Here is a 20,638-nt window from a genome sequence, read left to right as displayed (position 1 = left end):
TCAATCCGAAATCAGGCGCCGCCCGTTGCCGTTGCGTTCCTGGGCGGCCAGTTCGCTGGCCATCTCCTCGGCGGGCAGCGCCGGGTCCTCTTGCACGCCGTGGCGCTGCATCATGTCCTGGACCTGCGCGGCCAGCGGCTCGTCGGCCTGCGCCGCGTCGCCGCGCAGCAGCCGCAACAGGCGCAGCGACAGCTTGGCGATGTTCGCGTCCTCGTTCAAGGCCATCACCGGCAGCCGCACGCCGAAGCGGTTCTCCAGCGCCACCACCAGCTCCACGCCCATCAGCGAGTCCAGGCCCATGTCGTAGACCGATTGCTCGCGGTCTATGCGCTCGGGCGGCACGCGCAGGATCTCGCCGATCTCGGCGCACAGCATGTCCTGCAGCACCGGCAGCAAGGCCTCGTCGTCCAGCTCGGCCAGCATGCGGGCCAGGTCCTGGCCGCCGTCGTCCGGGCCGCCCGCATCGCCCGCGCGCGCGGCCACGGCCGAGAACTTGGGCGTGTCGGCGGTGGGCAGGAAGCGGGCGAGCGCGCGCCAATCCAGCTCCATCACCCCCATGCCGCCGTCGCCGGCCCGCAGCATGTCCTCGAGCGCCTGCAAGGCCACCGCCGAGGCCAGCGGGGCGCCGCCCATGCGGCTTTGCAGGGCCTCCTTGACGGCCGTGTTGCGCGCCAGGTAGCCCACGTCGTCGATGGCGCCCCAACGCACGCAGGTGGCCGGCAGGCCGCGCGCGCGCCGCGCCTGGGCCAGGCGCTCGAGCCAGGCGTTGGCGGCCACGTAGCTGGCCTGGCCCGGATTGCCGAACAGCGTGGTGGCCGACGAATACAGCACGAAGAAGTCCAGCGCCAGCCCCGCGCATGCCCGGTCCAGGTGCAGGGCGCCCAGCACCTTGGGCGCGAGCACGCGCGAGATCTGCGCGGCGTCGGCATGCTGGGCCAGGCCGTCGTCGATCACCATGGCGGCATGCACGACGCCCTTTAGCGCAGGCAGGCTGCTTGCGATCTGCTCGAACAGCTCGGCCACGGCCGCGCCGTCGGTGATGTCGCAGGCAGCCGCGTGCACGCGCACGCCGCGCGCCTGCAATTGTCCGATGGCCTGGCGGGCCTCTTCGGAAACCGGGCCGCTACGGCTGACCAGCACCAGGTGGCGTGCGCCCCGCTCGGCCAGCCACATCGCGGTACGCAGGCCGAAACCGCCCAGCCCGCCCGTGACCAGGTAGCAAGCCTGGGCCGACAGGGACAGCGGCTGGGCCGGACGCGGCAGGGCCTTGCGCGCATGGATGCCTTGCTCGTAGGTGACCACGATCTTGCCGATCTGGCGGGCCTGCTGCATGTGGCGGAAAGCCTCGACCACGTCGTTGGCATCGAAGCTGCGGTAGGGCAGGGGATGCAGCACCCCTTGCTCGAACAGCGCCATCATCTCGCCGAACAGCCGGCGCGTCAGGTCGGGGCGCTCGCGCATCAGCTGGTCGGCGTCGATGCCGAAATAGCTGATGTTGTTGCGGAAAGGCCGCAGGCCGATGCGGGTGTTCTCGTAGAAATCGCGCTTGCCCAGCTCCAGGAAGCGGCCGAAGGGCCGCAGCACGCGCAGGTTGCGGTTGATGGCTTCGCCAGCCAGCGAATTGAGCACCACGTCCACGCCCTGGCCGTCGGTGCAGGCCAGGATCTCGTCGGCAAAGGAAAGCGAACGCGAATCGAAGATGTGCTGCACGCCCATCAGGCGCAGGTAGTCGCGCTTTTCGTCCGAGCCGGCGGTGGCGTAGATCTGCGCGCCCAGGTATTGGGCCATCTGGATGGCCGCGATGCCCACCCCGCCGGCCGCGCCGTGGATCAGGATGCGCTCGCCGGGCGCCAGCCGCGCCAGGTGGTGCAGGGCGTAGTACACCGTGAAGAAGGTGCTGGGGATGGTGGCCGCCGCCTCGAAGCCGCAGCCGCGCGGCAGGTGCGCCACCGCCTCGGTGCCCACCTGCACGCGGTCGCTGAAGCTGGCCGGGCCAAAACCCACCACCGCATCGCCCGGCGCGTAGCCGTGCACCCGCGCGCCGGTGCGCAGCACCACGCCGGAGAACTCCAGCCCCAGCGTCGGGCCGGCGTAGCCGTTCTCGATGGCTTCGTCCGAAAGCAGGCCCAGGGCGTACATGACGTCGCGGAAATTCAGGCCCGTGGCCTGCACGCGCACTTCGATCTGGTCCTCGCCCAGCGTGCCCGCCGGCTGCTCCATCCACTGCAGGTTGCGCAGCTGGCCGGGAAAATCGAAGCCCAGACGCAGGCAGGTGTCGGCCTGCGGCCCGGCCGGCGCCGCTTGCGGGCGGGGCAGCACGGCCAGCCGCGGGGCATGCCGCGCCCCATCGGGATCCAGCAGGATTTCCTGTTCGGCATCGGGCGCCAGCAGCTCGCGCACCAAGGCCTGCAGGGCCTGCGCATGAGGCTGCCCGGGCACCTCGGCCAGCCTGACGGCATGGCCCGACGCCTCGTTCATGAGGGTGCGGCCAAAGCCCCACAGCGCCGCGTCATTGGCGGGGTGGGCGTCCTGCGCGTCGCGGGGCTGACCGGCCTGGCCGCCCGGCCATGCGCCGGCCGTCAGCAGCCACAGGTCGGGCGCCGGCGCCTGCTGCACGCAGGCGCGCGCCAGCGCGGCGGCCAGCGCGCAGCGGCGCACCTGCACCGCCAGGCGCGCGGGCGGATCGGCATCCTGCCCGGGGCCGCCGGCCAGGCCGTCCAGGTGGATCACCCCCTCGAGCGTACCGAGCTCGGCGCGCGCCTGCGCAAGCAGGCCGGCCAGTCCATCGGGATCGGCCTGTTCGTGCAGCGCCACGCGCTGGCCCGCGGCCCGCAAGGCCTGCGCCAGCGCCTGGGCCCAGCGTGCGCCCGGGCCGGCGGCGTCGGCCAGCAGCAGCCAGCCCGCCTGGGCGGCCGGCACCGGCTCGGCCGGCGCCGCTGCCGCGGGGCAACGGGCGGCCAGCAGATAGGGGCCGCTTTGCGCCTGGCCGGCGTAGTCGTATTGGCGCACGTCCTCCAGCCCTTGCTGCGACAGCGCCGCCTGCCAGTAGCTGGCCGCGCGCTGGCTGGAAGCCTTGCCGGCATCGACGGTGTCTATCCACCAGTCGGGCGCCGCACCGAATACGAAATCGGCCCAGGCCGCCGGATGGGTGCCGCGCAGCACCAGCATGCCGCCGGGCTTGAGGCGCCGGCAGGCGATGCGCAGCGCCGCCAGGCCGTCCTGCAAGGCGTCGAAATCGGCGTGCAGCAGCACCAGGTCGGCGGGCGTGCCCTGGTCGGCCTGGGGATCGGCCAGGTCCTCGATGCGGGCATCGGGATAACGTTCGCGCACCGTGCCCGCCGCTTCCTGTGCCGCCTGGCCAAAGGTCGCGTAGCTGTAGTCCGCGACGTGAAAATCCAGCACGGCGCAGCAGGCCGGCGCGGCCAGCGGCGGCAGCGCGCCGATTTCGAGCACGGCCAGGCGCCGGCCGGCAGGCAGGCGCTGCTGGCTTTCGCGCAGCAGGCCGGCCAGGGCGCTTGCCAGGCCCCGCAGCGCGCCATCGCCCCAGCTGCACAGGCCCAGCGCCGCCGCGCTGGCCGCGCGCGGCAGCACCTGCGCCAGGGCAAGCTGGCCGCCCAGCAAGGCCGGCGCATGCATGCCCAGCCGGCCGGCCGCATGGGCCAGGGGAAAGCTTTGGGGATATTCGCGCGCCAGGGCGTTCCAGATATCCGTGGCGCCCGGCGCATCGTCCGGATCCGGAACCAGGCGCCAGCCGTGCGGCGCGGGCACCAGGCAGCCCGCCGCCTGGGCCCGCGCGGCCAGGTGGGCCACCCACGGCTGCAAAGCGGGCGCCACGCCGTCGAGCACGGCCTGCGGCAAGTCCTGGGCATCATTGCACAGCGCGCGCAGGGCCGCCGCCGCGTAGCGGTCGCACAGCGTCTCGAGCAGCGGCTCGATCTCGCCCAGCTGGACGCTGTGCAGGCCTTGTTCCTGCGCCTGGCGCACGGCGTCCTGCAAAACGCCGTGCACGGCCTCGGGCGCCACGGTGGCGGGCGGACGGCCGACGGGCCGCGGGGTGCTCGCGTAATCCAGGAAATCCAGCGCATCGGCCGGCGCGCGGTGCAGGCGCACCGCCCGAAAGCGCGCTTCGTGCACGGCGGCCACCTGCCGGCCCTGGCCGTCGAACAGCTCGATGGCCAGCGTCAGCGAATGCGGGGAACGGCGGCACAGGCGCACGCGGGCGGCCTGGGGGGCGCCGGCATCCAGGCGCAGGGCCAGGCGGCCCAGCCTGGCCGGCACGAAGGCCAGACCGGCCGCCGCGGCCTGCCGGACCTCGTGCAGCAGCGGCACGGCCAGCTGGAAGGCGTTATCGAGCAGGGCCGGATGCAGCAGGGCGGCCTGCAGCTCGGCCGGGGGCGCCACGTCCGGGCGCAACTGGGCCACGACCGTATGCGCATCCTCGCGCCAGCCCTGCACGATGGCCTGGAATGCCGGCCCGTAAGCCAGGCCGGCCGCGGCGCAGGCGGCATAATGCGCGGCCCCGTCGAAATCGGCCGGCCGCGCCGGCCACTGTGGCGCCGTCCCGCCCAGCAGGCTGGCGCCGGGCTCGCGCAGCAGGCGGCCGGCCGCATAGTTCGTCCAGCCCTGGGCGCTGCCCGCGTCCTTGGCCTTGATGTAAAAACGCCCGTCGGCCGGATCCAGGGTCAGCCGGCTGATCTTGCTGGGCTGGGCGGCAAGCAGCAAGGGCGCAAGGATCTCGAGTTCCTCGATTTCCAGGCACTGGGCCTGCGGCTGCCATTGCCGGCCGGCGGCCAGGCCCATCTCGGCATAGCCGGCGCCGGGAAAGACGACGGCCCCGCCCACCACATGATCGGCCAGCAGCGGCTGCAGATGCGTATCGAGATGGTTCTCCCAGCAATGCTCGATGTGGCCCAGCGGATAGCCCAGCAGCGGATGCACCTTGCGGCGCTCGAGCATGCCCATCGAATCGCCGGTGACCGGATGCCAGTGGCGTTCGCGCTGCCACGGATAGCCGGGCAGGTCCAGGTGCCGGCCGGGCTGCGGCAGCAGCGCCTGCCAGTCGAAGGCCGCACCGCTGAGCGCCACCTGGCCGGCGGCGTGATCGATCCGCGCCGGCGCGTCGTCCTCGCGCACCGCGCAGGCCAGCACGCGGCCCTGGCATCCGGCCGTCTTGAAGGCCTCGCTGACGTAGCCGCGCAGCACGGTGTGCGGGCCGACCTCGACGAACACGTTGTGCCCGGCCTGCACGAGGGCCTGCACGGCGCCTTCGAACTGCACCGGCAGGCGCACGTTGCGCCACCAATATCCGGCATCGAGCTGCGCGCCATCGAGCCGGGCGCCGGTCACGGTGGAGTAGTAGGGCAGCCGGCCCGGCTGCGGGCGCAGGCCTTCGAGCGCCTGCAGCAGCTCGTCCTTGATCGGGTCCATGGCCGGGCTGTGGAACGCGTAGTCCAGGTCCAGGCGGCGCTGGAACACCCGGCGCGCCTCCAGCGCCTGCTCGACTTGCGCCAGCGCCTGCGGATCGCCGGCCAGGGTGGCGCCGCGCCGGCTGTTCAATCCCGCCACGCAGACCGCGTGCGCCAGGCCCGATTCGGCCAGCAGCGCCTCGGCCTGGGCGCCGTCCAGGCCCACCGCGCTCATCGCGCCCACGCCCTTGGTGCGGCCTTGCAGCCGGCTGCGATGGAAAATGACCTTGACCGCATCGGGCAGCGACAGGGCGCCGCAGGCCCACGCCGCGGCGATCTCGCCCACGCTGTGCCCGGCCACGGCGGCCGGCACGATGCCGCGCTGCGCCAGCATGCGGGTCATGCCCAGCTGCACGGCGAACAGGGCAGGCTGGGCATGCTCGGTGCGCACATACTGGCCGGCCTGGGGCTCGGCTTGCAGCAGGTCCAGCAGGCGCCAGCCCGCCAGGGGCTCGAACAGCGCGTCGACCTCGCGCACGGCGGCCAGGAACACCGGGTCGGCCAGCAGCGCGCGGCCCATGCCGGGCCACTGCGAACCGTTGCCCGAATAGACAAAAACCGGGCCCTGCGCCTGCTGCAGCGCCGTGCCGCAGGCCAGGGCGCGAGGCAGCGCCTGCTCGCCGGCGCCCAGGGGCGCCAGCAGGGCCGCGGCCTCTTGCGGCGTGCGGGCGTAGGCCAGCGCGCGATGCTCGTGCCATTCGCGCCGCCGCAGGCTTTGCCAGGCGGCATCGTAAAGGCGGTCCGGCGCCAGCCCCGCCAGCGCGGCCGCCATCTGCGCGGCCGCCGCCTGCAGGGCCTGCGCGCTCTTGCCCGACACCAGCACGGGCAGGGCGGGATCGGCGCCGTGCGCCTGGTCCTGCCGGGGCGCGGGGGCCGGCGCCGGCGCGCCGGGCGGCTCATGGGATTGAAGGATGACGTGCGCGTTGGCGCCGCCAAAGCCGAAGGAATTGACCCCCACCGTCAGCACGCCCTCGGGCCGCAGCGGGCGGTTTTCGGTCACCACCTGCAGGTTCAGGCCCTGGAAATCGATATTGGGATTGAGCGTCTTGATGCCGATGGTGGCCGGCACGGTGCGGTGCTGCAAGGCATGGATGGCCTTGACCAGGCCGGCCACGCCCGAGGCGGCCTCCAGGTGGCCCATATTGCTCTTGACCGAGCCGATGGGCAGGGGCTGGCCCGGGGCGCGGCGCTGGCCCAGGGCCTGTCCGATGGCGCGGGTCTCGATAGGATCGCCCACGGCGGTGCCCGTGCCGTGCGCCTCCAGGTAGTCCAGCTGCGCCGGGTCGATGCCGGCCTGTGCATAGGCGCGCTGCATCAGCGCGCACTGCGCCTGGGCGCTGGGCACGGTCAGGCCGTTCTTGCGCCCGTCGGTATTGACCGCCGAGCCGGCCACCACGGCCAGGATGCGGTCGCCGTCGGCGACCGCGCGGTCGTAGTCCTTGAGCAGGAACAAGCCGCCGCCCTCGGCGCGCACGTAGCCGTCGCCGGACGCATCGAACACGTTGCAGCGCCCGCGCGGCGAGAGCATGGACGCCTTGGAAAAAATAATGAAGCCGAACGGATGCAGGTGCAGGCTGATGCCGCCGGCCAGGGCCTGGCTGATCTCGCCCGAGGCGATCGCCTGGCAGGCCTGGTGAAACGCCACCAGCGAGGACGAGCAGGCCGTGTCGATGGCCAGGCTGGGGCCGTGCAGGTCGAACAGGTAGGAGATGCGGTTGGCCGCCACGCTCAGCGTGTTGCCGGTGGCGATGGAAGCGTCGATGGCCCCCAGGTCGTCGGAGAACCGGTGCGAGTATTCGGTGCCGGCCACGCCCAGGTATACGCCGCAATCGCTGCCGCGCAGCGCCGAGGGCGGCACGCCGGCATGCTCCAGGGTTTCCCAGGCGAGTTCGAGCAGCACGCGCTGCTGCGGGTCCATGAGCGCGGCCTCGCGCGGCGAGATGCCGAAAAAGCCGGCGTCGAAACCGGACACGTCGCCGATCGAGCCCGCCGCGAAGGTGTAGCTCGTGCCGGGATGGGCCTTCTCGGGGTGCAGATAGGCATCTTGCGCCCAGCGCTCGGCCTGGACCTCGGTGACCAGATCACGGCCTTGCAGCAGGTCGGTCCAATAGCGGGCCTTGCTGGTGCCGGGAAATCGGAAGGCCAATCCGACGACTGCTACACGTACTGCCATGCATTCATTCCTTCTTTAGCGCGACGGGATGGAGGTTACTGCGATTCATCGGGATCGCTCTAAAGCGCTGGCGAAATATTGCAAATACAAGTCGAAGCAAGACACGAACGCATAAAAGCTAAAACAGCCCGACAGTTTATTGAGGGCACCGGCGCACTGTTGCGAGTCAAGGTGTTCAAATGTTTCAAAATACGCAAGGCTTGCGATAAGCGCGCCGTACGGATATGCCAATGTGTGGGGCATATGGCTCGACCCACCGCCCATCACCCAGGCAAACGGCTAAATTTTATCCGGGTTTAACATGGCCGGCCGGCTTGGGCAAGGCGGCCCGCGCCGCCGGTCCGCCCCCCGGGTGGGACCGGCTCAATGCGACGGGCGCGTCAACAGGCCTTCCTGGCGCCGCTCCATCACGGTCTTGACCACCAGCGTCAGCAGCGCCATGCAGGCCAGCAGTGCGGCGGCGGTGAACGCGGCAACGGCCTTGTTGTCGTCGTTGAGCTGCTCGATCAGCAAGGGCAGGGTAAGCGTCTGCCCGCGTATGGCGCCGGCCACGACCGAGACCGCGCCGAACTCGCCCACCGCGCGGGCATTGGTGATGACCACGCCGTACAGCAGGCCCCACTTGATATTGGGCAGGGTGATCAGGCGGAAGATCTGCCAGCCGTTGGCGCCCAGCGTCAGGGCGGCGTGTTCCTCTTCGCTGCCCTGCACCTGCATGAGCGGGATCAGGATGCGCGCCACGAAGGGCGAGGTCACGAAGATCGTCACCATGACGATGCCCGGCCAGGCGAACATCAGCTGGATGTCCCGTTCGTAGAGCCAGCCGCCGAAGGCGCTTTCCATGCCGTAGACCACCAGGTAGCACAGGCCGGCGACCACCGGCGAGGTGGCGTAGGGGATATCGATCAGGGTGATCAGCAGCTTGCGGCCGCGAAACGCGTAGCGGGTCACGCACCAGGCCAGCAGGACGCCAAAGACCACGTTGACCGGCACCGTCAGCGCCGCGGCCAGCAGCGTCAGGCCGATGGCATGCCGCATCTCGCCGTCGGCCAGGTTAGCGGCCAGCATTTCCCAGCCGCCGGACAGCGCGCGCACGAAGATCAGGCTCAGCGGCAGCACCAGCAGCAGCAAGGCCAGCAGCACCGCCGCGCCGACCAGAGTCCATTGCTTCCAGTTGGAGGGTTTTTTCATTGCCGGGCCGTCCCAAAATGAAAAAGCGGCCCCCCCGGGGGGCAGCAAGCCGAAGGCGCAGCGTGGGGGGATTTCTTCACGTTCAGCCTCCGGTGCGTTGCCAGGGCAGCAAGCGCCCCTGCAGCACCTGCAGCAGGAACAGCAGCAGCAGCGAGGCTATCAGCACCACGCTGGCGATCGCCGAAGCGGCGGGATAGTCGTATTCGTTCAGGCGGGTAAAGATCATCAGCGAGGTGATCTCGGTCTGGTAGGGAATGTTGCCGGCGATCATGACCACGGCGCCGAACTCGCCCAGGCTGCGGATGAAGGACTGCGAGGCGCCCGTGGTCAGCGCCGGCACCAGGGCCGGCAGCAGTACCCGCCAGAGCGTCTGCCAGTCGTTGGCGCCTAGCGTATGGGCCGCTTCTTCGTACTCGGGCCCGAGCTCGGCCAGCACCGGTTGCACCGAACGGACCACGAAAGGCAGGCTGGTGAACACCATGGCCACCACCAGGCCGGGATAGGCATAGGCCACTTTCCAGCCCAGCGGCGCGAGAAACTGGCCGACCCAGCCGCCTGGCGAGAGCAGCACCGACAGCGTCAGGCCGGCCACGGCCGTGGGCAGGGCAAAAGGCAGGTCCACCAGCGCATCGAGCAGGCGGCGCCCGGGAAACTCGTAGCGCACCAGCACCCAGGCCAGCAGCAGGCCGATGAGCGTGGCCAGCAAGGTGGCCCACGCCGCGCCGCTCAGGGTCACGCGGTAGCTGGCCACCACGCGCGGATCGCTGATCGCGCGCCAGTACTGCGCCCAGCTCATGTCGCTGACGTAAAGGAACAAGGCGGTGATCGGCAGCAGAATCACCAGCGAGATATAGAGAACGCTGACACCGAAGCTCAAGCCGAAGCCGGGCAGAGTCGGATGGCGGGTGAAGAAATTCGGCATGGGCGGGAGGATACATTATTCGCCACGCCCGAACGCCGCGGCCCCAGGGGGCGGCGCCGGCGGCCCGGCCCCTGGCCGGGCGCCAGCCCGCGCCCGGCCGTCCGGCCGGCCGGACCGGGCCGCGCCGCAGGAGGGGGCCGCGCCGCCGGAGAGGGCCCGAGGCGCGCGGGATGCCTAGCGGCCCTTGGCCAGCAGCTCGTCCAACACGCCGCCCGAGGCGAAGTGGGTCTTGGTGATGTCGGCCCAGCTGCCCAGTTTTTCGGTGGGGTTGATCAGGCGGACTTCGGGAAAGCGGCTGGCGTTGGCCTTGACCACCTCGGGATCGTGCACGCGGTAGTTAAAGCCCGCCAGCAGCGCCTGGATCTCGGGCGTGTACTGGAACTTCAGGTACTCCTCGGCCAGCTTGCGGGTTTTCTTTTCGTCGGCCACCCGGTCGACCACGGCCACGGGGAACTCGGCCAGCACGCTGACCGGCGGCACCACGATCTCGAAGCCCTGGGCCTTGAACTCGTCGCTGTTGGCGATGTTATTGACTTCCGACTCGAAGGTCAGCACCGCGTCGCCCTGGTTGTTCTGGGCGAAGGCGACCGTCGCGCCGCGCCCGCCGGTGGGGAAGCTCTCGACGTTGGCAAGCAGCTTGCCCACGAATTCGCGCACCTTGGCCTGGTCGCCGCCGAATTTCTCGTCGGCGTACAGCCATGCGCCCAGATAGGTGTAGCGCGCGTTGCCCGAGGTCTTGGGATTGGGGAAGACCACCTTCACGTCATCGCGCACCAGGTCGTCCCAGGTCTTGATGTTCTTGGGATTGCCCTTGCGCACCAGGAAGGCGATGGTGCTGTAGTAGGGCGAGCTGTTGTTCGGAAAGCGCTGCTGCCAGTCCTTGCCCACCAGGCCGCGGTTGGCCAGGATCTCGACGTCGGGCACCTGGTTGAAGGTGACCGTGTCGGCCTTCAGGCCCTGCAGGATGGCCTGGGCCTGCCTGGAAGTGCCGCCGAAGGACTGGTCGATCTTGATCGTCTCGCCGGTGGTCTGCTTCCAGTGCTCGACGAACTTGGGATTGATCTCGGTGAACAGCTCGCGGGCGATGTCGTAGGAGGTGTTCAACAAGGTCTGCTGGGCGTGCGCGGGCGCGGCGGCGCCGGCGGCGAGCAGGGCGGTGAGGGCGAAAAGACGCTGGAGCTTCATGGTGGATTCCGTAAGGTCGGGACTGGAAGAAAAACCTGCAAAGATATCAAGGAGGGTCAGCTGCCCGCCGCCCCGGGCACCGGCGGGATGCGCGGGCCGGGCGGCGACACGCGCCAGACCGCGCGCCGGCGCAGCGCCGCCAGCAGCTTCAGGCCTTCAGGCCAGGAGCCGTGCCCTGATTCGGCGTTGATGTGGCCGGCCTGCTGCAGCACCACCAGCCGGCTGCCCCAATCATGGGCAAAAACGCGCGCGCGCTCGAGGCGGCAGCAGGGATCGTCGTCGCTGGCGACCACCACGCTTTGAAAGCCCAGCGGCTGGTCGGGCACGGGCGCAAAGCCGCGCAGGGCGGCCGGGGCGTCCGTGCGTTCGACATCGGCCGGGGCCACCAGCAATGCGCCGGCCACCCGATGGCGCAGGGCCACCGGCAGGCGCGCCACCGCCAGGCAGCCCAGGCTGTGGGCGATCAGCAGGGCGGGGCAGCTTGCCGCATCGACGGCCTGGGCCACGCCAGCGGTCCAGCGCACCGGGTCGGGCTGCTCCCAGTCGTGCTGCTGGACCCGCACGGCGTTGGGCAAGCGGTCCATCCAGAGGCTTTGCCAATGGTCCGGTCCGGAATTGCGCCAGCCAGGGACGATGATCGGTTGAAATCGCATGCGAGGATGATGCCGCCGGCCTTACCTAACTCAAAATAATAATTTTCCGTTTGCATATACGAATTCGGATATATAAAACCCGCTGGGCCAAGGCGGCGCATCGTGTATCCTTGGCTCGCATCCGGGGCTCGCACGCACCCGGTCCACGAACAATCCCCCCAAGGAGCGAACTATGAAACTGGCAACCCCCCTGGCCCCGCTCGCCGTGGCCCTTGGCATGGCCCTGGCCCCCGCCGCCCAGGCAGAAAGCATCAAGATCGCCATCGTCGGCCCGATGACCGGTGCCCTGACGCAGTATGGCGACATGGTCAAGGAAGGGGTCCACACCGCGGTCGAGCGCATCAACGCCGCCGGCGGCGTGCAGGGCAAGCAGCTCGAAGTGGTCACCATCGACGACGGCTGCGAGCCCAAGCAGGGCCCGGTCGCCGCCAACCGCGTGGTCAACCAGAACATCGGCTTCGTGGTCGGCCACGTGTGCTCGGGCGCCACCATCGCGGCGGCCGACATCTACAACAACGAAGGCGTGGTCATGGTGACGCCTTCGGCCACCTCGCCGGCCCTGACCGACGGCAAGAACTACGAGTTCATCTTCCGCACCATCGGCCGCGACGACCAGCAGGGCCCGGCCGCCGCCGCCTTCATCGCCGAGAAGATCAAGCCCGCCAAGGTCGGCGTGCTGCACGACAAGCAGTCCTACGGCCAGGGCATCGCCAGCGCCGTGCGCCAGGGCCTGCTGGACGCCAAGATCGAGGTGCCGGTGTTCGAGGGCATCAACGCCGGCGATACCGACTACTCGGCCATCATCACCAAGCTCAAGTCCTCGGGCGTGGATTTCGTGTACTACGGCGGCTATCACCCCGAAATGGGCCTGCTGCTGCGCCAGGGCGCCGAACAGGGCCTGAAGGTGCGCTTCATGGGCCCCGAAGGCACGGGCAACCCCGACATCAACGCCATCGCCGGCGACGCGGTCGAAGGCATGCTGGTGACCCTGCCGGCCGACTTCGCCGCCGATCCGGACAACGCCGACATCGTCAAGGCCTTTACCGACAAGGGCCGCAACCCCTCGGGCGCGTTCCAGATGACCGCCTACACGGCCACCCAGGTGATCGTGGACGCGATCAAGGGCAGCGGCAGCACCGACCCCACCAAGGTGGCGGCCTACCTGCACGCCAACAGCTTCGAGACGCCGCTGGGCAAGGTCTCGTGGAACGAGCAGGGCGACCTGGAGAACTTCGAGTTCGACGTGTTCACCTGGCACAAGGATGGGAGCAAGACGGCGGTGAAGTGAGGGTTGTTGGGCGGTGGCTTGACGGTTGGGCCGCTCTCCTGACGGCCGCCGTGGCCGGTGGCAGCGGCGGGCTCATGATCGCCCGCCACTGCCCCCGGCCCCGCCAGCCTTCGGAGTCGTTGATTGTCCTACCGCCGGGGGGCTTGGCCGTTCTTGCATCCTTCTCCCCGCCGGGGTGAGAGAGAAAGACTTTGCAGGGCCGAAGATTTCAGGGGCGAGAGACCCGTATGGCGTGGCGTCGTTCGGGGCCGCGTCCTGCCACCCCGCCACGCCCCTCACAACTGCCACGCCCCTGAAGTCTTCCAACTTGCCCCGCCGCCCCTACCTCTCAAAAGTGGCGGTCGAATGCGAAAGAAGGGGCGCCTGCGCGCCCCGCTTGAGCGGCCCCGCAAGATCTTTCTCTTTCAAGTGGTGTGGGGCAAGCAGGCAAGAACGACTCCGCCCCCAGCACCGGACCAAGCCCAGACTCCGCAGTCCGTCGAGGCCGGGCGGGGTGGCGGGCGATTTCTGGCGCCGGGCGCGGCGCAACCGCGCCGCACGGCGACGGCATCGCCCGACGCCCCGCCCGGCCTCGGCGGACGTGTTCAAACGGACATGTGACGTGTTCAAACGGACATGTCACGTGTTCAAACGAACGTACGACGTGTCCAAGCGGCCATGTTCAAGCCTCAACCCTACGCCCCGACACCTCGAACCAATGCAGGGCATGCCGCCCATCCGGCCCCGCCGACACCACATCCCCCACCTGCACGGCCCCGTGGCCGGCCACCCGGGTGGCGCAGCGCACCACCACCGCGTGCTCGCCCAGGTGGCCATGCACCAGCTGTTCGGCGCCCAGTGTCTCGACCATCTCGACCTTGAGTTTGCAGCCCGGCGCATTGAGCAGCATGTGTTCCGGCCGCATGCCCAGGATCACCTTGCGGCCCCGCACCTCGGGCGGCACCTGGGCCGAGGGGATGTCCACCGGCTGGCCGTCCTCGGTGCGCAAGGCACCCTCCAGGCCGGCGTGCACGGTGAGCAGGTTCATGGGCGGCGAGCCGATGAACCCGGCCACGAAGGTGGTGGCGGGTTTTTCGAAAACCTCGATGGGCGTGCCGATCTGCTCGGCCAGGCCCTTGTTCATGACGACCATGCGCTGGGCCAGCGTCATGGCCTCGACCTGGTCGTGGGTGACGTACAGGCTGGTGGTGCGCAGCGTGCGGTGCAGCTTCTGGATCTCCAGGCGCATTTGCACGCGCAGCTTGGCATCCAGGTTGGACAAGGGCTCGTCGAACAGGAAGACCTTGGGCTCGCGCACGATGGCCCGGCCCATGGCCACGCGCTGGCGCTGGCCGCCCGAGAGCTGGCGCGGCCGCCGCTCCAGCAGCGCCTCGAGCTCCAGGATGCGGGCGGCCGCCTGCACCCGGCGCCGGATTTCCTCCTTGCCCTGCTTGCGGATCTTCAGCCCATAGGCCATGTTGTCGAACACCGACATGTGCGGATAGAGCGCGTAGTTCTGGAACACCATGGCGATGTCGCGCTCGGCGGGCTCGAGCTGGTTGACCTCGCGCCCGTCGATCAGGATCTGGCCGCCGGTCACGCTCTCTAGCCCGGCCACCATGCGCAGCAGCGTGGACTTGCCGCAGCCGCTGGGTCCGACGATGACGATGAACTCGCCGTCGGCCGCCTCCAGGTCCACGCCGTGGATGACGGCCGCGCCGCCGGGATAAGTCTTGGTGACCTTGCTCAGGCTCAGTGTCGCCATCGTTGCTATTTCTCGCTGTCTACCAGGCCCTTGACGAACCATTTCTGCATCAGCACCACGACCAGGCCCGGCGGCAGCATGGCCAGGATGGCCGTGGCCATGACGATGTTCCATTCGGTGACGCTGTCGCCGCCGCTGATCATGCGGCGGATGCCGATCACCACGGGATACATGTCCTCCTGCGTGGTGACCAGCAGCGGCCACAGGTACTGGTTCCAGCCGTAGATGAACTGGATCACGAACAGGGCGGCGATGCTGGTGCGCGACAGCGGCAGCAGGATGTCCTTGAAAAAGCGCATGGGGCCGGCGCCGTCGATGCGGGCGGCCTCGACCAGCTCGTCCGGCACCGTCATGAAGAACTGGCGGAACAGGAAGGTGGCCGTGGCCGAGGCGATCAGCGGCAGGGTCAGGCCGGCGTAGCTGTTGAGCAGTCCCAGGTCGGCCACCACCTTGTAGGTGGGCGCGATGCGCACCTCGACCGGCAGCATCAGCGTCACGAAGATCATCCAGAAAAAGAACATGCGCAGCGGAAAACGGAAATACACCACCGCGAAGGCCGACAGCAGCGAGATCGCGATCTTGCCCAGCGCGATGCCCAGGGCCATCACCAGGCTGACCCACATCATCCGGCCCACCGGCGGCGCATAGCCCCCGCCGCCCGCCCCGGCGAACAGCGCGCGCGTGTAGTTATCGACGAAGTGCGAGCCCGGCAGCAGCGACATCGGCGCGGCCGCGACCTCCTGGGCGGTCTGGGTGGAGGCCACGAAAGTGACGTAGAGCGGGAAGGCCACCAGGAGCAGGCCCAGCAGCAGCACCGCGTGGGCCAGCACGTCCAGCCAGGGGCGGCGCTCTACCATGGCGCCGTCTCCGGGACGGCCTGGGCGGGCGGGGCGGCGCGGGGCATGGGCGTGGCTCCTGGTCGGGAATCTAGTAGTTGACCTTGCGGTCGATGTAGCGGAACTGCGCCACGGTCAGCGCGATCACGACCAGCATCAGGATGACCGACTGCGCCGCCGAGCTGCCCAGGTTCAGGCCGCGAAAGCCGTCGCTGTAGACCTTGTAGACCAGTATGGCGGTGGAGGTGCCGGGCCCGCCCTGGGTGGTGGTGTCGATGACCGCGAAGGTGTCGAAGAAGGCGTAGATGACGTTGACCACCAGCAGGAAGAAGGTGGTGGGCGAGAGCAGGGGAAAGACGATGGTCCAGAAGCGCCGCGCCGGGCCGGCGCCGTCGATGGCGGCCGCCTCGATCAGCGAGCGGGGGATCGATTGCAGGCCGGCCAGGAAGAACAGGAAGTTGTACGAGATCTGCTTCCAGACCGCGGCGATGATCACCAGGGCCATGGCCTGGTTGCCGTTGAGCCGCGGGTTCCAGGCGTAGCCGGCCTCGCGCAGGGCCACGGCCAGCACCCCCACCGAGGGCGAGAAAAGAAACAGCCAAAGCACGCCCACCACGGCCGGGGCCACGGCGTAGGGCCAGATCAGCAGCGTCTTGTACAGGCCGGCGCCGCGCACCACGCGATCGGCCATGACCGCCAGCAGCAGCGAGACGGCCAGGCCGCAGAAGGCCACCAGCACTGAGAACACCGCGGTGACGCGAAAGGAATCCAGGTAGTCCTGGTTGCGGAACAGGTCCTGGAAGTTGGCCAGCCCCACGAATTGCGAGGACAGGCCAAAGACGTCTTCGAGCCTGAAGGACTGCCACAGGGCCTGGCCGGCCGGCAGGAAAAAGAACACCACCGTCACGGCCAGTTGCGGAAGCAGCAGCAGGTAAGGCAGGGTCTTGTGCCCGAAGACCACCCGTTTTTCCATGGCAGGATGCCTAGCGCGCGCTCTTCTCGAAACGCTCGAGCAGTTCGTTGCCGCGGTTGACGACGTTCTCCAGGCCCGCCTTGGCCTGCACCTTGCCCGAGAAGATGCGCTCCATCTCGGCTTCCTCGATCTCGCGGATCTGCGGCAGGTAGCCCAGGCGGATGCCGCGCGACTGGGCGGTGGTCTCCACGTCCAGCTGCTGCACGGCCACGTCGGTGCCGGGATTCTGCTCGTAGTAGCCCGACTTGCGGGTCGCCTCGTAGGCGGCCTTGGTGACGGGCACGTAGCCGGTCTGCTGGTGCCACTTGGCGGCGATCTCGGGGCTGGCCAGGAACTTGAAGAACTGCGTCACGCCCTTGTAGACCTCGGGCGACTTGTCGGCAAAGACCCACAGCGAGGCGCCGCCAATGATGGTGTTCTGCGGCGCGCCCTGCACGTCGCCGTAATAGGGCAGGGTGGAGATGCCGAACTCGAACTTGGCGTTCTTCAGGAAGTTGGCGCGGCTGCCGCTCGAGCCGGTGAACATGCCGCAGCGACCCGAGACGAACAGCCCGTTGGGCTCGTCGCCGCGCCCGCCATAGGTGAACACGCCTTCCTTGGCGAGTTCGGCCAGCGTCGACAGGTGGCGCACATGCAGCTCGCTGTTGATCGCCAGGCGCGCGTCCAGGCCCTCGAAGCCGTTGGCGCGGGTCGCATAGGGCACGTTGTGCCAGGCCGAGAAGGTCTCGAGCTGCACCCAGGAGGGCCAGCCGGTGGTGTAGCCGCACTCGAGCCCGGCCTGGCGCAGCTTGCGGCCGGCCTCGGCCACTTCCTCCCAGGTCTTGGGCGGTTTTTCCGGATCCAGCCCGGCCTGCTTGAAGGCGTCCTTGTTGTAGTAGAACACCGGGGTGGAGCTGTTAAAGGGCATGGAGACGAGCTTGCCCTCGGGCGAGGAGTAATAGCCCGCCACCGCGCCGATGAAGATCGACGGGTCGATGGGATCGCCCACTTCCTCGGACATCTGCTGCACCGGCTTGATGGCGCCCTTGGCGTACATCATGGTGGCGGTGCCGACCTCGAAGACCTGCAGGATGTCCGGCGCGTTGCCGGCGCGAAAGGCGGCAATGCCGGCGTTCATGGATTCGCCGTAGTTGCCCTTGTAGACGGGCACGACCCGGTAGCTGGACTGGCGCTTGTTGAACTCGGCCGCCAGTTCGTTGACGCGCTCGCCCAGCGCGCCTTCCATCGAATGCCAGAACTGGATCTGGGTTGCCGCCTCGGCCGCCGCCTGTGCGGCCGCAGCCTGGGAGCCGGCCAAGGCAAAAAGCAACGCGGCGGCCGGGCCGGCGATGCGGGGAAGGGTGCGCATGATTCCTCCGTGGTCTCTCTGAAACTCGGGCACGCGCCGGGGATGGCGCGAGGCCAAGCGATGGAGCTTATGTCTTGTTTGTGACTGCCCTGTGACGACTGACTGTCGCATCGCCGCGCCCGCCTGTCAAATAATGGCAGCACGCTGGCCCGCGCAGCGGCGGCAGCCTGGGCCGGCGCAGGCGGGGCAGGCGCGGCCGCTGTTATGCTTGGCGCCCATGAACAGCACTTCCCCCGCTCAGCCTCCCGTTTGCTGGCGACAACGCCTGCAACTGTATCTGCGCCTGGTCCGGGCCGACAAGCCCATCGGCATCCTGCTGCTGCTCTGGCCCACGCTGTGGGCCATGTGGGCGGCCGGGCAGGGCAGCCCCACCTGGTGGGTGGTGGCGATCTTCGTGGCGGGCACGGCGCTGATGCGCTCGGCCGGCTGCGCCATCAACGACTATTTCGACCGCGACGTCGACCTGCACGTGGCGCGCACCCGGGCGCGCGTGCTGACCACCGGCCAGATCCGCCCCGGCGAGGCGCTGGCCGTGGCCGCCGCGCTGGCGCTGGTGTCCTTCCTGCTGGTGCTGCCCCTGAACGCGCTGACCATCAAGCTGGCCTTCGTGGGCGCCTTCCTGGCCGCCTCGTATCCGCTGATGAAGCGCTTTTTCGCCATCCCGCAAGCCTACCTGGGCATCGCCTTCGGCTTTGGCATCCCCATGGGCTTTGCCGCGCTGCAAGGGCAGATTCCGGCGGCCGGCTGGGTCATGCTGGCGGCCAACGTGCTGTGGGCGATCGCCTACGACACCGAATACGCCATGGTGGACCGGCCCGACGACCTCAAGCTCGGGCTCAAGACCTCGGCCATCACCTTCGGCCGCTGGGACGTGGCCATGGTGGCGCTGTGCTATGCCGGCACGCTGGCGCTGCTGGGCTGGGCGGGCGCGCTGCTGGGCTACGGCTGGCCCCATGCGCTGGGGCTGGCGGCGGCCGGCGCCATCGCGCTGCGCCACCTGTGGTGGATCCGCGACCGGCAGCCCCAGGCGTGCTTTCGCGCCTTCCTGCACAATACCTGGTTCGGCTTTGCCGTTTTTGCGGGCATCTTCGTCCAGACCACCTTCTTCTAGCCCTATGCAAGCCTCTCCACGTATCGCCTTCATCGGCGGCGGCAACATGGCCGCCGCGCTGGCCCAGGGACTGGCCGGCCGGATCTGCCCGGCCGGACACATCCATGTGCTGGAAATCAACGAGGCCGCCCACCCGTCCTGGCGCGCGCGCGGCATGCAAGTGTCGGCCCGGCCCGACCCGGCCCTGTCGCGCTGCACGGTATGGATCTATGCCGTCAAGCCGCAGAACATGCGCGAGGCGGTGGCCGCCACGCGCGCGCTATTGCAGCCCGATACGCTGGTGCTGAGCGTGGCCGCGGGCATCCGCGCCGACACCCTGGCCGGCTGGCTGGGCGGCCCCGGCCAGCCGTGGACCCGCCTGGTGCGCTGCATGCCCAACACGCCAGCCCTGGTGGGCGCCGGCGCCACCGGCCTGGCCGCCTTGCCCGGGGTCTCGGCGCAAGACCGCCAGCTGGTGCAGGCCATGCTCGAATCCGTGGGCCAGGTGGCCTGGGTCCAGGACGATGCCGCGCTGGACGCGGTCACGGCGCTCTCGGGCAGCGGTCCGGCCTACGTGTTCCTGTTCATCGAATCGCTGATCGCCGGCGGGCAGGCGCTGGGCCTGCCGGCCGAACAGGCCCGCCAGCTGGCCCTGGCCACCGTGGCCGGCGCCACGCGACTGGCCGCCGAATCCGAGGAAACGCCCGCGGTGCTGCGCGAACGCGTGACCTCCAAGGGCGGCACCACCGCCGCGGCCCTGGCGGTTTTCGAGCAGGCCGGCCTGGGCGAGACGGTGGCGCGCGCCATGCGGGCCGCGGCCGAGCGCGGCCGCGAACTGGGCGAGGAATCCGGGCGATGAGCCAGGCGCGTTTCGAAGTCCCGGGCCCGCGCGCCTTTGCGCTGGCCGTGGCGGCCATGGCCGCGGTGGTGGCCGGTTCCAATTACCTGGTGCAGTTCCCCATCAACGATTGGCTGACGTGGGGGGCGCTCAGCTACCCGGTGGCCTTTCTGGTGACCGACCTGCTGAACCGGCGCTACGGGCCGGCGGCCGCGCGCAAGGTGGCCTGGGTGGGCTTTGCCATCGCCGTGCTGGCCTCGCTGTTCGTGGCCACCCCGCGCATCGCGCTGGCCTCGGGCACCGCCTTCCTGTGCGCGCAGATGCTGGACATCCATGTGTTCGACCGGCTGCGCGCCGGGCGCTGGTGGCGCGCGCCGCTGATCTCGGGCGCATGCGCCGCCGCGCTGGACACCGTGCTGTTCTTCGCGCTGGCCTTCGGCGGCACCGGCGCACCCTGGCCCACCTGGGTGGCGGGCGACCTGCTGGTCAAGCTGGCGGTCAACGCCGGCCTGCTTGCGCCGTTCCGGGCCTTGATGTGGAACCTCGGCCGGCCGCTGCCGGCCTCGCGCGGCTAGCGCAGGCCCCACCCCACGCCGGTACCGGCGGCCCTGCGCCGCCGCCCGGCCTCCAACCGTCCCTGTTTATGCCCCGATGGCAGGCGCCCGGCACGCCGGCGGTGCCCGCTCGCGCCGCCGATGCGCCAGGTTGGTGCCTGGCCCCGCGGCGCGGCCCGGCCACAGGGGCGCGACGGCTATGGCACGCTTTTTGCAAAAGCGGCAGGTATTGGGGAATCCACCCAGTGACACTATTTCAATCCGCTTACAGAATACGCGCCTGTTTGTGCCCATCCCGCAACGGCGATCCCGATGCGCAGGCTGCGGGCGCGAGATGCATACCGACCCCCGGGGCAAAGATCCCTACGTCCTTTTCCC

13 protein-coding genes are annotated in these 20,638 nt (G+C 69.6%); 4 read left to right on the top strand and 9 right to left on the bottom strand.

The window, feature by feature from the left end; all coding sequences use genetic code 11:
• From V8Z80_RS00380 to V8Z80_RS00360, 5 genes are all read right to left on the bottom strand, one after another.
• Window positions 1–7,638: an SDR family NAD(P)-dependent oxidoreductase gene (locus V8Z80_RS00380; protein WP_336060655.1), complete on the bottom strand. Its 7,638-nt coding sequence runs from the start codon at window positions 7,636–7,638 to the stop codon at window positions 1–3.
• A 363-nt stretch (window positions 7,639–8,001) separates the two neighbouring features.
• Window positions 8,002–8,829, bottom strand: a complete 828-nt coding sequence (cysW, locus tag V8Z80_RS00375) for a sulfate ABC transporter permease subunit CysW (RefSeq protein WP_336060654.1) — start codon at window positions 8,827–8,829, stop codon at window positions 8,002–8,004.
• Window positions 8,830–8,911: 82 nt separating this feature from the next.
• Window positions 8,912–9,751 (bottom strand): sulfate ABC transporter permease subunit CysT, encoded by an 840-nt coding sequence (cysT, locus tag V8Z80_RS00370; protein WP_336060653.1) that lies wholly within the window; start codon window positions 9,749–9,751, stop codon window positions 8,912–8,914.
• Window positions 9,752–9,925: 174 nt separating this feature from the next.
• Entirely contained in the window at window positions 9,926–10,936 is a 1,011-nt protein-coding gene (cysP, locus tag V8Z80_RS00365) for a thiosulfate ABC transporter substrate-binding protein CysP (RefSeq protein WP_155193758.1), read from the bottom strand.
• A gap of 56 nt (window positions 10,937–10,992) precedes the next feature.
• Window positions 10,993–11,589 carry an RBBP9/YdeN family alpha/beta hydrolase gene (locus V8Z80_RS00360; RefSeq protein WP_155193756.1) on the bottom strand — a complete coding sequence of 199 codons (597 nt, stop codon included), beginning with the start codon at window positions 11,587–11,589 and terminating at the stop codon, window positions 10,993–10,995.
• 172 nt (window positions 11,590–11,761) lie between these two features.
• Here V8Z80_RS00360 and V8Z80_RS00355 point away from each other — a divergent pair, with 172 nt between their 5' ends.
• Window positions 11,762–12,877: a branched-chain amino acid ABC transporter substrate-binding protein gene (locus V8Z80_RS00355; RefSeq protein ID WP_336060652.1), complete on the top strand. Its 1,116-nt coding sequence runs from the start codon at window positions 11,762–11,764 to the stop codon at window positions 12,875–12,877.
• 661 nt (window positions 12,878–13,538) lie between these two features.
• Here the strand turns inward: V8Z80_RS00355 and V8Z80_RS00350 are convergent.
• The 4 genes from V8Z80_RS00350 to ugpB form a co-directional block, all read right to left on the bottom strand.
• Window positions 13,539–14,621, bottom strand: a complete 1,083-nt coding sequence (locus V8Z80_RS00350) for a sn-glycerol-3-phosphate import ATP-binding protein UgpC (RefSeq protein ID WP_336060651.1) — start codon at window positions 14,619–14,621, stop codon at window positions 13,539–13,541.
• 5 nt (window positions 14,622–14,626) lie between these two features.
• A complete protein-coding gene (gene ugpE / locus V8Z80_RS00345) occupies window positions 14,627–15,478 on the bottom strand; it encodes a sn-glycerol-3-phosphate ABC transporter permease UgpE (RefSeq protein ID WP_336060650.1) in 852 nt (283 codons plus the stop codon).
• A 70-nt stretch (window positions 15,479–15,548) separates the two neighbouring features.
• Entirely contained in the window at window positions 15,549–16,430 is an 882-nt protein-coding gene (gene ugpA / locus V8Z80_RS00340) for a sn-glycerol-3-phosphate ABC transporter permease UgpA (RefSeq protein ID WP_155193749.1), read from the bottom strand.
• A gap of 10 nt (window positions 16,431–16,440) precedes the next feature.
• Window positions 16,441–17,778 carry a sn-glycerol-3-phosphate ABC transporter substrate-binding protein UgpB gene (ugpB, locus tag V8Z80_RS00335; RefSeq protein ID WP_155193747.1) on the bottom strand — a complete coding sequence of 446 codons (1,338 nt, stop codon included), beginning with the start codon at window positions 17,776–17,778 and terminating at the stop codon, window positions 16,441–16,443.
• Window positions 17,779–17,995: 217 nt separating this feature from the next.
• Here ugpB and ubiA point away from each other — a divergent pair, with 217 nt between their 5' ends.
• The 3 genes from ubiA to V8Z80_RS00320 are packed head-to-tail and all read left to right on the top strand — an operon-like array spanning window position 17,996 to window position 20,281.
• A complete protein-coding gene (gene ubiA / locus V8Z80_RS00330) occupies window positions 17,996–18,889 on the top strand; it encodes a 4-hydroxybenzoate octaprenyltransferase (RefSeq protein ID WP_155193746.1) in 894 nt (297 codons plus the stop codon).
• Window positions 18,890–18,893: 4 nt separating this feature from the next.
• Entirely contained in the window at window positions 18,894–19,727 is an 834-nt protein-coding gene (gene proC / locus V8Z80_RS00325; RefSeq protein WP_155193744.1) for a pyrroline-5-carboxylate reductase, read from the top strand.
• Window positions 19,724–20,281 (top strand): VUT family protein, encoded by a 558-nt coding sequence (locus tag V8Z80_RS00320; RefSeq protein WP_155193742.1) that lies wholly within the window; start codon window positions 19,724–19,726, stop codon window positions 20,279–20,281. Before proC ends, V8Z80_RS00320 begins: the two co-directional genes overlap by 4 nt.
• The last annotated feature ends 357 nt before the right edge of the window (window positions 20,282–20,638 follow it).

It is taken from the genome of Orrella sp. JC864 (assembly GCF_037026685.1).
In the GTDB taxonomy this organism is placed as follows: domain Bacteria; phylum Pseudomonadota; class Gammaproteobacteria; order Burkholderiales; family Burkholderiaceae_B; genus Orrella.
The sequence above is the reverse complement of the archived record's forward strand: the minus strand, read 5'-3'. Positions and strand labels throughout refer to the sequence as shown.